The 13,247-nt window shown below is 71.4% G+C and carries 9 protein-coding genes; 3 read left to right on the top strand and 6 right to left on the bottom strand.

The window, feature by feature from the left end:
- Positions 1-103: 103 nt before the first annotated feature.
- The 6 genes from ACZ7HQ_RS37715 to ACZ7HQ_RS37690 form a co-directional block, all read right to left on the bottom strand.
- A complete protein-coding gene (locus ACZ7HQ_RS37715; protein ID WP_470999864.1) occupies positions 104-2,044 on the bottom strand; it encodes an ArnT family glycosyltransferase in 1,941 nt (646 codons plus the stop codon).
- A gap of 71 nt (positions 2,045-2,115) precedes the next feature.
- Positions 2,116-3,201 carry an NlpC/P60 family protein gene (locus ACZ7HQ_RS37710; RefSeq protein WP_470999862.1) on the bottom strand — a complete coding sequence of 362 codons (1,086 nt, stop codon included), beginning with the start codon at positions 3,199-3,201 and terminating at the stop codon, positions 2,116-2,118.
- A 42-nt stretch (positions 3,202-3,243) separates the two neighbouring features.
- Positions 3,244-3,726: a poly-gamma-glutamate biosynthesis protein PgsC/CapC gene (locus ACZ7HQ_RS37705; RefSeq protein WP_023548072.1), complete on the bottom strand. Its 483-nt coding sequence runs from the start codon at positions 3,724-3,726 to the stop codon at positions 3,244-3,246.
- Positions 3,723-5,186, bottom strand: coding sequence for a poly-gamma-glutamate synthase PgsB (gene pgsB / locus ACZ7HQ_RS37700; RefSeq protein WP_470999860.1), 1,464 nt, complete (start codon positions 5,184-5,186; stop codon positions 3,723-3,725). The genes ACZ7HQ_RS37705 and pgsB overlap by 4 nt, the downstream gene beginning before the upstream one ends.
- Before the next feature lie 15 nt (positions 5,187-5,201).
- Positions 5,202-7,454: a HAMP domain-containing protein gene (locus tag ACZ7HQ_RS37695; protein WP_470999858.1), complete on the bottom strand. Its 2,253-nt coding sequence runs from the start codon at positions 7,452-7,454 to the stop codon at positions 5,202-5,204.
- 284 nt (positions 7,455-7,738) lie between these two features.
- On the bottom strand, positions 7,739-9,106 hold the full coding sequence (locus ACZ7HQ_RS37690; protein WP_470999856.1) for an alpha/beta hydrolase family protein: 1,368 nt from the start codon (positions 9,104-9,106) through the stop codon (positions 7,739-7,741).
- 508 nt (positions 9,107-9,614) lie between these two features.
- On the opposite strand from ACZ7HQ_RS37690, the gene fxsT reads away from it, so the two are divergent.
- The 3 genes from fxsT to ACZ7HQ_RS37675 are packed head-to-tail and all read left to right on the top strand — an operon-like array spanning position 9,615 to position 13,185.
- A complete protein-coding gene (gene fxsT, locus ACZ7HQ_RS37685) occupies positions 9,615-12,428 on the top strand; it encodes an FxSxx-COOH system tetratricopeptide repeat protein (RefSeq protein WP_470999854.1) in 2,814 nt (937 codons plus the stop codon).
- A gap of 50 nt (positions 12,429-12,478) precedes the next feature.
- Positions 12,479-12,745, top strand: a complete 267-nt coding sequence (locus ACZ7HQ_RS37680; RefSeq protein ID WP_470999852.1) for a ribbon-helix-helix domain-containing protein — start codon at positions 12,479-12,481, stop codon at positions 12,743-12,745.
- The gene (locus ACZ7HQ_RS37675; protein ID WP_470999850.1) at positions 12,742-13,185 is read left to right on the top strand and encodes a PIN domain-containing protein; all 444 of its coding nucleotides are present in this window, start codon (positions 12,742-12,744) and stop codon (positions 13,183-13,185) included. The genes ACZ7HQ_RS37680 and ACZ7HQ_RS37675 overlap by 4 nt, the downstream gene beginning before the upstream one ends.
- Positions 13,186-13,247: the final 62 nt, after the last annotated feature.

The raw sequence follows: 13,247 nt of genomic DNA, 5'->3' as shown, positions 1-13,247 counted from the left end.
TCTCGACGAGGAAGACGGTGCCGGGGTGTGCTGGCAGGACGCTGACAGGCCGCTGGCAGGAGCCGGCGAAGCTGTCAGCGGCCCGGCAGCGGCGGCGGGCGCCTCACTTGTGGGGTGCGCAGTCGTAAAGGGTGAAGCCGCCGCTGGTGCGGCGGCCGTAGGCGGCGGGCCGGATGCGGGTGCAGTGGGACTTCACCCAGGTGGTGGCGGCCGTGGTGGGGCGCCGGGTGGTGAGCAGCGCATAGCGCAACTGGTGGCCGCTGACGAGGCTGCCGAGCTGCTCGGCGGTGGGGAAGGGGGTGTTGCCGGTGAAGCCGCCCATGACGAGGATGGGCTCGGACTTCGCGCGCAGCAGGGGCTCGGCGGTGTAGGCGGCCTGTGTGGCGAGCAGGTACTTCTCGCCGTGGCGGTGCTTGGTCAGGTAGCCGAGCAGGGCGGTGTCGCGGGCGCTGGGCCGGTCGAGGCCTATCCTGCGCGGAGCGTGGCGGGGGTGGTACGCCTTGCCGACCGGACCGGTCTCCGGCGAGGTGGAGGCGCCCGCGTAGAGCGGGTCGAGGCTGGAGAAGGCCCAGCCGGCCGGTACGACCAGGGTGGCCGCGATGCCGGCGGCGAGGGCGCCCTGGACCATCCGCGAGGAGGTGCGCGGCCCGCGGGCCCACAGGCCCACCACGCCGCACAGCGCCAGCATCGCGGCGACCGGCAGCAGCCAGGAGACGAACCGGGTCGGCCAGTCGAGCACCAGCGCCCACGCGGCCGTCAGCGCGATCGCCGCCGGCAGCGCCAGGTGCCGTCGGCCGCCCGTCTCGTGCGCGGCTCCGTGCTCCGGGCCGTCCTGTGCCTCGTACCGCGCCTCGTACTGGGACCGGAAGAGCGCGAGTCCGCCGCCGGTCAGCGCGGCGAGCGCCGGGGCGATGACGGCCGTGTAGTAGGCGTGGTTGCCGTTGGAGGCGCTGAACACCAGGGCGTGCACGGCCAGCCAGCCGCCCCAGAGCACGAATCCCGCGCGGTGCAGGTCGGTTCGCGGCTGCCCGGCGCGCCACAGGACGCCCAGGACCGCGGCGAGCACGGAGAGCGGCAGCAACCAGGCGATCTGCGGGCCGACCGTGTGGTTGATCAGCATGTTCCAGCCGGTGTTGCCGCTGGTGCGGCTGGCGGCGGTGCCCGCGACGGCGCCGAACGCGGTGGAATCGCTGCTGAAGCGGCTCAGACCGTTGTAGCCGAAGACCAGGGTGAACGGATCGTTGTCGGTCGTCCCGTCGAGGTACGGCCGGTCGGCGGCCGGTGTCACCCAGGCGATCAGCACCCAGGAACAGGAGACGGCCAGCGCGACCGCACTGCCCAGCGAGGCGCGCAGGGCCCGCTTCAACGGCGCGCCGGGCGCCACGAGCTGGTACACGGCGAAGAAGACCGGCAGCACCAGCCACGCCTGCAGCATCTTCGCCTGGAAGGCGAGCCCGACCCAGACGCCGCAGGTGACCAGCGGCAGCAGCCGCTCGGTGCGCACCGCCTTCTGCAGCGCTCCGGCGGCCGCCACCAGGAGCAGCGTGAGCGCCGTGTCCGGGATGGTGGCCCTGTTGAGGGCCACGGTGACCGGGGTGAGGGTGAGCGTCAGCGCGGCGACGAGCGCGGCGAACGGCCCGGCCCAGGCCCGTACGATCCGGTGCAACAGCCAGACGGTGAGCACGCCCTCGACGACCTGCGGAAGCGCGGCGGCCCAGGTGTGCGGGCCGAAGAGCCAGACGGAGACGGCGTCGGGCCAGAACGCGCCGGGCAGCTTGTCGATGCTGATCGAACCGGCGGTGTCGAGCCCGCCGAAGAAGAAGGCACGCCAGCTCTCGGACATCGACCGTATCGCCGCGCCGTAGAAGGGGTGGAGCGCGGCGTGCCCGATGCCCCAGGAGTACAGCACCGTGGCGAGGACCAGGACCGCGACGAGCGCCGGGCGCTCCCAGCGCGGGGCGTCTTCCGGCGGGCCGGAGCGGCGGTTCGCCGCCCTGCGGCCTCGGTGCGCGCCGGTGGGCTGGGCGGCGGGGATGGCGGTCATGGCAGTGGTTCCTCGGATCGGCAGGTCAGGTCAGGCGGGGGTGCGCGGGCGACGGGTCATGGGCGCGGGGGTCACAGGCGCCGGGCCGCCCGGAAGCCGCGGGCGTAGAAGTCGGTGCCGTCCAGCAGCGAGCGGCCGGACAGGTCGCCCAGGGTGGGGCCGTTGGCGGCGGAGCGGCTGGAGTAGAAGCGGTGCCGGCCCTGGTCGTCGAGGCCCATGTACATGCCGCAGTGGTCGATGAAGTCCGGCCGGTCCTTGATGATGGCGAAGAAGACCAGGTCGCCTGGCTGCAGCACGCCGAGATCGGTGGCCTGTTGTGTGCCGGTGTGGGAGATCACCAGGCGGCCGGGGCCGTAGGAGGCGATGGCGAAGGCGCGGCGCGGCAGGCCGGTGCCCCGGGTGTTGGTGTTGTGCAGGGGGATGCCCATGCGGTAGCCCCACACCAGACGCTGGAAGCCGGAGCAGTCGACGTCGCCGTAGCGGGCCGGCTCCGGCTGCACGCGCGTGCCGTCGGGGAAGGTCCAGTCGATGCCCAGATAGTCGTAGAAGTCGGACTGTTCGTCGTGGTAGGCGAAGTCCAGCGGGTTGTTGACCTTGGCGTTGCGCGGGCCGAAGTGCGCGGTGCCCGCGTAGCGCACGCCGTGGGCGTTGTGCTTGTCGGGCGCCCCGGCGCTGGAGTACTGGAACGCCACCGCGAAGACGTCCGGGCTGGTGTCGCCGAGCGCCTTGTCGAACCAGCCCTTGAACCAGGCGGACTTCTCCATGCCCCGCTGCCACTCGTGCGGCAGCACCCGCACCCAGGCGTCCGTGGTCACCTTCGCCTCGGTGGTCCGCGGCTCGCTGAAGGTTCGGGTGGGCCCGGTGAGTACGGCCGTGCGGGCGCCGTCGGTGAAGGTGGCGAGCGTGCCGCCGTCCGAGGCGCGGACCACGGTGCGCTCCGGGGCGGACAGCCGCTCGAAGGTGTGCGGCCCGTTGGGCCGGGCGCTCGTGCCCCCGCCCGTGCCGTTGGAGGCCGTACCGCCGTGGCCGTCGCTGCCGTGGCCGAGGTGGTCCCAGGCGTACCCGCCGGCCACCCCGGCTGCCGCCACGCCGGCGATCGTCCCGAGCACGGCGCGGCGGGTCGGGCGGTTGCGCCTGCCGGCGGGTTGGGAGTGCATGGCCGATCCTCCTGGAAGCGAGGTGAGAGGGCGGTGGGCAGGTCAGCCGGTGGGCAGGACACCGATCAGCAGACCGGAGACCAGCACCACATAGGTGGCCAGCGTCACCGCCGTGGTCGAGATGAGCGTGGCCGCCATCGGCTGGCGGACCATCTGGTAGGAGACCAGGCCGGGGACGATGAAGCCAAGGGTCTGTGACGTGTACAGCAGCGGAAACTCATGGCTGAGGGCGAGCATCACGGTGGTCTGCATCAGCACCGCGCACAGCACCACGGCCGCGAACAGCCGCTTGCCGTAGAGAATCACCGTGCGCTGCACCAGCTTCGTCGCGAAGTACGTGAGCGCCGCCACACCGACCATCAGCCCCGCCATCTGCACGTCGGTGACGAGCGTGAGGGCGATCCAGCCCGGCGTGATCATTCCGCCGGGGGAGAGGTTGGTGGTCAGGTAGCAGACGAGCGAGAAGACCAGCCCGAGGGCGATCCCGAGCGCGGCGGTCTGTGCGGTGAGGTTGGCGGGGATCACGGGTTCCTCGGGGACTGGGACGGATCGTAGGAGTGGTGCGGGCCGTCCGCGGCACGTTCGCCGTCGGGCCGGCCCTGGCGGTCGGCGAACCGGCGGGCGAGTTCGCGCTGCTCCGGGATGTGGAAGCCGTACGCCGGTGTCTCCAGCGGCCCCACCCAGCTGTACGGCTCCGGCTCCGGCGGCCGGGCCAACGCGACCCGCGGCCGGGGCACGGCGATCTGCATGGTCTCCTGGTCCAGGCCGTCGCCGTCGGGTACGGCGTCGAGCGGGTCCTCGGAGTCGTCCAGCGGCAGTTCGGCGAGGCATTCCAGGAACAGTTCGCCCTGACCGTGGATGTTGCCGATCGCCACCAGCGAGGAGGAGGGTCCGAGTTCCGCGAGCATCGCCGCGGTCAGCTCCTCGGGGTCGCGCTTGTCGCCGCCGAGATCCACCACCCGCCCGCTGAAGCCGGCCGGGATCGCGTCGCGGGCGCTCTTGGTCGGATGGCCGATCAGGAACACCGTCTCGGCGCCGAGGTCGGGGACGATCGCGCCCATCTGGCCGTTGCGCTCCACCCGGTCCGGACGGCAGTTGATGACCACGTTGAGCGGCCGTCTGATGGCGCCCAGGTCCTCCAGCTGCTTCACGTTCATCAGCGTCGACTCGGGGTCGTTGGCCGCGAAGACGTTGGCGAACCGCAGCTTCTTGCCCTCGGGGGTGACGTAGCGCTCCACCGACAGCACGCCCGGGTCGGGCGGCGCGTCCCACATGCCCTGCATCGCGGTCTGCCGCTGCACGCCGAGCAGTTCGGCGACGGTGAGCGCGATCGCCACGTTCTCCTTGAAGGTGAACCAGCTGAAGCCGCGCAGCTCCTCGTCGGTGACCGTGTCCGGGTCGGCGTAGACCAGCTTGCAGTTACGGGCGTCCGCCTCCTCCTGGAGGATGTGGAAGCGGTCCTTCTCCGCCGTCACGCACACCCCGCCCACCGGCATCGAGCGGGAGAGCGAGCGGGCGACGTCGTCAAGCGTCGGCCCCATCTCCTCCAGATGGTCCTCGCGGACGTTGCACAGCACGCCGATCGTGGAACGGATCAGCTTCTCCTGGTTGATCTCCTGCAGCGCGGGCATCACCGCCATGCACTCGATCACCAGCGCGTCCGGCCGGTAGGTCGCCGCCCGCCGCACGATGCCGATCTGCTCGACGATGTTGGAGATTCCGAACTTGCGGTACACCGGCTCCTCGGTCGCATCCGGATGGATGAACCGGGCCGCGGTGCCGGTGGTCTTGGCCACCGTGACCAGGCCGCCGCCGCGCAGCGCGCCCGCGCACAGCCGGGTGATCGAACTCTTGCCGCGGATGCCGTTGACCAGCACCCGCGTCGGTATCTGCTCCAGCGAGGCGAAGTGCCGCCGCTGCTCCAGGATCCCGGCGATCCACAGTGCGGCGCAGCACAGCAGGACTATGACATAGAGGAAGAGCACGCCGATTCCGTCCTTCTACCGCTGGAGGGTGGTCTGACGCAGGGACCGGGACGGCCCGGCGGCGTGGCCGGATCTGGCCGCCCGGTCGCGGTCCGCCAGGGCCTGGCGCATCAGCTCCAGTCCGCGGGTGACCGAGCCGACCTCGTCGTGGTTGACCGGGTGCAGCACGGTACGGCGGTCCCCGCCGGCGAGCCGCTCGACGAGCACGGCGACCGCGCGCAGCGGCCGGATCACCACGACGTGCAGCCAGCCGAAGCAGGCCGCGCCCAGGGTGAGACCGAGGATCCCGGCCAGCATGGTGCGCTGCTCGGCCTGCACCGCGGGGATCTCGAGCGCCGCCGCGGGCTCCGCGGTCACCACGTGCCAGCCGAGGCGGGCCGTCGGACCGCTCTGCGCCAGCGGCGCGGCCGCGTCGACCGAGGGGCCGGAGGACGTACGGAGCACCGCCGAGGTCGCGGTGCCGGCGGTCCCCGGGGCGCCCTGGGTGGCGCGGGCGAGACGGGTCAGACCGGAGTCCGGCAGCGACTGGAAGGCGCGGTAGCCCACGCTCGCCGCCAGCACCTTGTTGTCGGCGTCCGTCACCCACACGCTGCCCAGCTTCGGCCTGGCCAGGATGGAGTTGAGCGCCTTCACGTCGATCTCGCCGAACAGGACCACCCCGGCCGCCGGGGCCTTGCCCTTGACGGCCCCGACCTGGGCGTAGGCGGCGATCGCCGGTATGCGGCCCGAGGTGTTGACGGTGGTGATCCCGCCGCCGCCGGGCACGTGCACGAGGGTGCGCAGGGGTTCGTCGCCCACCCTCAGCGTGATACCGCCCGAGCGGTCCAGGAGATACAGCGAGCGGTACTGCTTGTGGTCGGCGAGGGTGTGCCGCAGGGCCTCGGTCTGGGCGGCCCGGCTGGTGCCCGGCAGGGCCGCGGCCACGTCGCTCAGGTCGGTGTACGACTGGTCGAGGGACTGCCGGATCCGGTTCGCCGCGATCTCGGTGCGCGTCTGCTGGGTGGCGAGCACCGGGGCCGGAACCGCGGTCGTGGTGTCCGCCCGGTTCAGTACGAAGATCATCGGCACCGCCCAGCAGGCCACCACCACGACGCCGGCCACGGCCAGCGCCCGGTAACCCGGCCCGCGACGGGCCGGGAACTCCTGCGGGCCGCTCTCACCGAGCAGTTGCCGGCGCAGTGACTCCAGCGCCCGCCCGATCCGGGCCAGTTCCCCGAAGCCGTGCACCGGAACCGGCCGGTACAGCTCCTCCAGCGCGCCCGGCCCGTCCTCGGTCGCGCCCCGGGCCAGCCGGCCGGCGGACAGGTACAGCCGCAGCAGCGGCTGCTGCACGAAGAAGTGCAGCGCCAGCCCGAGCAGCAGCGCGAGCGCGGCCAGCGCCGCCGCGGCCTCGAGCGCGAAGCCCGAGTAGTCGGCGGCGGTGGTCGTGGTGGGCACCGCGCGGGAGGTGAGCACCACCAGACCGAGGTCGTCGGTGTCGCCCGGACCGGTCGTCGAGGCGACCTGGGCCCAGCCGGCCACCGTGCGCCGGCTGCCGCTGGTGGCGCCCAGCATGCTTCCCGAGGCGTCGGTGTCGCTCCCCGACCCCTTCGCGGCGCGGGTCGCCGCCGCGGGCAGGCCGCTGTCGGCGGCGGCCGGCGAGGCCGTGCCGTGGGCCGCGGTGGCGAGCGCCGTGCCGTTCGCGTCCAGCACTTCGGCGGTGCGCCCGTCGCCGTAGGTCGTGAGGGCGGGGAGCGCCTCGGAGACCACCAGCAGCCACTGCCGGTCGGCCCCGCTCGAAGCCTGGTTCTGGTCCTGGTTGGCGTCCTCCTGCTGTGCGGGCAGCGTGACCCTGGCGAAGTACAGCAGTTGCCGTGTGCCGCCCGAGGTCACCAGCCGGGGCCGGATCGTCCCGTGCCCGGAGGCCGCTGCGGCCACGTCCACCCCGGCGAGCGCCACCGGCTTGCCGCCGGCCGCCAGCAGTTTGCCGGAGCGCGGGTCGAGCAGCGCACTGCCGACGACCGCCTTCCGGCCGGTGGTCAGCGCCTTGAGCGCGGAGGTGGGGGTCGAGGTGCTCGTCGCCGGGTACGCGGTTGCCGTACGGCGTACGGTGCTCGCCGCGGCGTCGATCGTGGTGCGCACCGACAGGGCGGTGTCCTCGGCTGTCTGCTGCTCGCCGTTCAGCACGGCCTGCGGTATTCGCTCGGCGTGTATGCCGTCGAGGCCGATCACGGTCAGGACGGCGACGACCAGCAGGAGTACGACGAGGGAGGCGATCGGCGGGCGCACCCCGCCGAGCATCGGCATATCGGCGCGGCGACGGATGCGGTGTCGGCGCGGCGCCCGGGGTGCGGAGGGCAGGGCAGCGGATCCTCTCTCAATTGGCGCCGAGCGCCCTAACGTTCGATAGTGCGAACACTCTAGCCTCACGCGATTACATAACCATCACACTTTCGTCCCTGTGTCGTACGTGGGAACGCGCCCACCGCGTGACGGTCGACACATGCGGCTCCGCCGCCCCTCGGCATGCCGAAGGGCGGACCCGCGAACAGGACCGCCCTTCGGACGACCGGTCAGCGGACGAAGGAGATCTCCGGGTAGCTCCTGGAGGGTCCGTCCAGCAGGGTGCTGTGCTTGCCGCGCAGCTCCTGGTCGAAGAAGGCGGCCAGGTAGGTGCTCTGGACCGTGACTGCCCTGGTGGGATCGATCGTGCCGAACTGCTGCTGGAGCTGCGCCTGGGAGAGCCCGAGCAGGCCCGCCTCCTGCGGCACCATCCACTCGTTGTCGCTGAACGACAGGTGTGCGGCGCCATGGAGCTGGATGTCGACGCGGTAACCCTTCAGATGCGACCACAGCGTGCGCCACGACCCGTCGTTGTTGCGGTTGTGGGTGCCGGAGCTGAACAGCATGAAGGGGCGGTCCAGGTCCTTGCTCGGCGCCGTCCCGAAGAACTGGCCGTCCAGGTCGGCACCGGCGGCGATGCGCTTGTCGAGCTGCATGGAGGTGTCCACCGCCGCGCCGCCCAGCGACCAGCCGAACATCCCGATGCGGGACATGTCCACGGCGTTCGCCAGTCCGGTGGGCAGCGTGGGGTGGCCGGGGTCCGGGTTGCCGCCCTTGCTGATCGTGCCGAGCTGGTTGATGACGTACTTGATGTCGGCCGCGCGCACCTTGAGCGTGTCGGAGGAGTGGGCGCCCGCCGGCATCGTGTTGACCTCGAGCCGGTTCCCGGGGAACTGCACCTCGTTGGCGTCGTGGGTGTGGTCGACGGTGACGACGAGGTAGCCGCGGCTGGCGAGGTCCTGGGCGAGCGCGGTGCCCATCGCGCGGTCCGAGTGCAGCCCGGTCGAGTACAGCAGGACGGGCAGCTTGCCGAGCTTGGCGTTCACCGGGGCGAGGACGTGGCCGGCGGTCCTCGGCAGGGTGACCTGCTGCGGCGACAGTCCCCGCGTGGCGAGGAAGTGGGCGCCGGATATCGACGGCATCCACGGGGCCTGGTAGTGCCCGGACGTGGAGGTGGCCGGGTACCAGAGCGACACCATCAGCTCGCGCGGCTGACTGCCGGGCAGGTACGGGTCCGTACGGGACTTGTCGACGAGGTGCAGGCCGACCATGCCCACGCTGTACGGCCCGGTCGGCGCGGGCATGTTGAGCTGGAGGCCGGTCGCGGCCGTGCGGCCGGGCGCGAGGGCGTTGGGGTGCACGGGCTTGTGGTGCAGCGGCGCGTCGTCGTTCTCGGGCGCCCAGGGCGTCTTCGGGTCGGGCTGGGTGGGCTGGTCGGGCTGGTCGGGCGAGAACCCGGTGGCCGCGGGCTTGGCGGACGTCTTTCCGGCGGCCATCGCCGGCGTCATCCCCGCACCCAGGGCGACGGCCAGCGCACCCGCCGTACCGACCGCTCTGGCGATGGCTCTGCGACGGTGGCGCGGGCGGCGGTGTTTCATGGAACCCCCTTGTTGGTTCAGCGATCGCAGCACGGGCGATCGAATGCCGCACACCGTACCGCTGCGGCGGCCGATGGGCTGCGCGGAGCTCCGTGCCGCCGGCGGCGCCTCCCAGCCGTTTTGCAAACGCGACTTCACCCGCGCCCCAGCGAACAGTGGTGCACCGACACATACGCTTCCCGCCGGCTCGCTGCTCACCGAGAAACGGCCGCTTTCGCGGCGCACGGCGTACCGCTTGCTCAAAGGCACCCTTGACACGCCAGTCGACGCCGACTTGACCAGCGCCGGCCGGGCCCGGTCAAGGACACGGCCGAGCAGCCCGCCGCCAACGGCCGTACCGCCGTCACCACCCGTGCCGATGCGCTTGCGGGTGCGATCGGTACCCAGGGGAACCGGTCCCGGCCGACTCGCGCCTTTCCTTGTGTTGCCCGCACGGGCCGCTCGGAGGCCCCATAGTGTGGGGCAGCCGTAGGCGCCGCGGACGGCGGGCGAGGGCACACAGGGGGCGGTGGTGGTCGTAGGCGAGGGGGCGCGCCGGTTCTTCGTCAGCCATGCGGGCGCGGATCGCCCATGGGCACAGTGGGTGGCCGGAGAGCTGGAAGCCGCCGGCTACGGCGTGGAACTGGACTGTTGGGACTGGGGCGCGGGGGACAACTTCATCCTGAAGATGAACTCCGCTCTGGAGAGCGATCGGGTCGTGGCCCTGTTCTCCGCCGCCTACTTTGATCCCCAGCGTTTCACGGCCGAGGAATGGTCGGCCGTCCTGGCGTCCCGGGGCAAGCTGATTCCGCTACGACTCGATGATGCCGAGGCTCCGCCCCTACTGCGTCCCTTGCTGACGTTCTCCCTGGTCGGCCTGACCGAGGAAGAGGCACGGCAGGTTCTGCTCGACGCGGTGACCGGGCCGCGGCGCCCGGACGCCAAGCCGGCCTTCCCGAAAGTCGGCGACGGCCCCCGACAGTCAGCCGTGCAAGGCCCAGACCGGCGGTTTCCCGGGATCCTGCCCCGGGTGTGGAACCTGCAGGGCCGCAACGCCGGTTTCACGGGTAGAGAAGATCTGCTGGCCCGTCTGAGCCAAGCGTTCACCAGCGAGTCTCCGGTGGCGGTTCGGGCCCTGCAAGGGCGCGGGGGCGTGGGCAAGACCCAGCTGGCGCTCGAGTACGCCTACCGCCATGCCACGGACTACGAGTTGGTCTGGTGGATCTCCGCCGAGGAGGTCGTTCTCGTCCCGGACCAATTGGCCGCTCTCGCCGTGAAGGCCGGCCTGGCCCGACCGGACACGCCGGTGAAGGAGGCGTGCGAGGTGCTGGCGGCGGAACTACGCGCACGGCAACGCTGGTTGCTGGTCTTCGACAACGCCGAAGACCCTGCCGCTCTCGCCCCGTACCTTCCCAGCGGCGGTGGCCACGTGCTGATCACCTCTCGCAACCCGAACTGGCAGCACCAGGCGATCCCCATCGATGTGGACGGATTCACCCGTGCCGAGTCGATCGCATTGCTCCGCAGCCGCGTTCCGCATCTTTCCGGGGCCGATGCCGGTGACTTGGCGCAGGCGCTGGAGGACCTGCCGCTGGCCCTGGCCCAGGCTGCCGCCCTGCTGGCCGACGGACTCACCATGGACCAGTATCGCCAACTACTCGAAGGGCGGATCAGTGAGGTCTTGGACGAGGGCCGTCCCGACGGGTACCCCGTGTCCCTGGCCGCGCAAATCAGCCTCAGCACGCAGCGTTTGGCCCTCGCCGATCCCGCCGCCCTGATCCTGCTGCGCGCCTGTTCCCTCATGGCACCCGAACCGTTCCCCCTGCACGCGTGTCGCCCCACACTCCCCGACCCGCCGCCGGCCGTGGCGGAGCTGCTGGGCGATCCGCTTGCCGCGCGCCGAGCGCTGGGTGCACTGGCGCGACAGGCACTGGCTCAGGTGCATGACGGCACGCTCCAACCGCACCGCCTCACCTTGGCGTTGGTGCGCAACCGACTCACCGCGTCCGAGCACGCCGAGGCCGCCCAGACCGCGGAAGCCCTGCTGGTCGCCGCCGTTCCCGGCGATCCGACCGATCCGGCGACCTGGCCGGCGTGGTCTGACCTCGTTCCCCACCTGTTGGCTGTCGACCTGGCCTGTCTGACCACCGCAAGGGGCCGGTCAGCAGCCTGTGATGCCTGTTGGTACCTGATGGACCATCGCCAGGCCCGAACGGCCATACCCCGGCTGCAACACCTGCACCACAGCTGGACCCAGAACCTCGGCCCCGATCACGAGGACACCCTGTGGGCAGCCTTGTGCCTGGCACGCGCGTACGCCGAAGCCCAGGATCACTTGCGAGCCCGGGAGCTGAACGAGACCACCCTCGTTCGCATGCGAAGGGTGCTGGGCTGGGACCACCCCGACACCCTGCGGGGCGCCGCGCACCTGGCCACTCGCCTGGCAGCACTTGGGGAACTGCAGGCGGCCCGGGATCTGGACGAGGACACCTTGGCGCGCATGCGCAAGGTGGCGGGTCAGGATCATCCGGCCACCCTGGGCATCTCGTCCAACCTGACCAACCGTCTGGCGGCGCTGGGCGATGACCGGACGGCGCGTGAACTGGGCGAGGACACGTTGGCGCGCATGCGCAGGGTACTGGGCTGGGACCACCCCGACACCTTGCTCACTGCCCACGGTCTGGCCGTGCGTCTTGCGGGGCTGTCGGAGCTGGAGGCGGCCCTGGCCCTTGATGAGGACACCTACTCAAGGCGTCTGCGGGTGCTTGGCGAAGAGCATCCCGACACCCTCACCAGTGCGAGCAACGTGGCCAACCGGCATGCGAGGCTCGGGAACCTGGAGGCGGCCCGAGCCCTGGCCGAGAAGACCCTGGTCCTGCAGCAACGGGTGGTGGGCCGAGATGACCCCAACACCTTGATCACGGCTTTCACGCTGGCTACCGCGCTGTCGCAGTTGGGGCGGGTGGAAGAGTCCCGTCAACTGGGCGAGGACACCCTGGCCCGGCAACGCCAGGTGCTCGGCCGGGACCACCCCGACACTCTGCGCACCGCCAACAACCTGGCGGTCATCCTGACGGCCTTGGGGCACATCGAGAAAGCCCGGAAACTGGACGAGGACACCCTGCTTCGGCGCAAGAGGGTCCAGGGGGTGGATCATCCCGACACCCTCAGCAGCGCGGTGAACCTCGCCCTTCGGCTGGGGAGGCTCGGGGAGGCGGAGGCCGCCCGAAGCCTGGCCGGGGAAACGCTGGACCGGCTGCGGGGGACCCTGGGGCAGGATCATCCCGAAACTCTTCGCACCATGGGTCTGCTCGAGGTGTTGGGCAGCGACCACACGGAGTGAACCGCCTTAGCGGGCATACACCAGTCTGGTACATGGGCTACTGTTGGTACATGTCCATGAAGCGTACCAACGTCTACGCCGACCCCGAGGATCTGGCGATCATCAAGGAGGCCGCCAAGAGGCGGGGGATAAGCGAGGCCGAGATCATCCGCCAGGGGATCCACCTCGCGGCCATGGCGAACCGTGTCTGGGACGAGCCGCTGTTCTCGCGCACCTTCGAGGGGGCGGGCCGTACGCCTGCCAAGGAGGAGGTCCGTGACACGGTCGCCGACGCCGTCCGACGGGAGACCGATTCCGGATCCGGTACCGCAGCGTGATCGTTGTCATCGCCGACACGTCCGGCCTACTGGCGGCCCTGGACTCGGTTCACCCGGAGCACGGGGCGGCCAATGAAGCGATCACGGCGGCCGGCCTCCTGGTGATGTCACCGCTGCTGCTTGCCGAACTGGATCACGTCGCCACGCGCGAGCTGGGGCGGGAGGCGGCCGTCAGTGCGGTCGACGACCTCCGGCGTTGGATGGGCCGAGGGCGAGTCGTCATGCCGGAGATCACGGAAGACCACCTGGCCGCGGCCCAGTCCGTGCGCGTCCGCTACCGCTCACTGGACCTCGATCTGGCCGACGCGGTGAACGTGGCTCTGGCCGCCGACTACGACACGGACGCCATTCTCACACTGGATCGCCGCGACTTGCGCGCCGTGCGCCCGCTGGGCCGCCACAAGGCATTCCGGGTACTGCCCGACGACCTGCCGCTCTGACGCGGCGCGATCACCGCCACGGGGGTCGACGTCATCGAGCTCTCCGGTCAGCCCAACAACGC

This window comes from Streptomyces sp. NPDC037290 (assembly GCF_055603245.1).
Note: the sequence above shows the minus strand (reverse complement) of the source record. Positions and strands in the feature narration are given on the sequence as shown.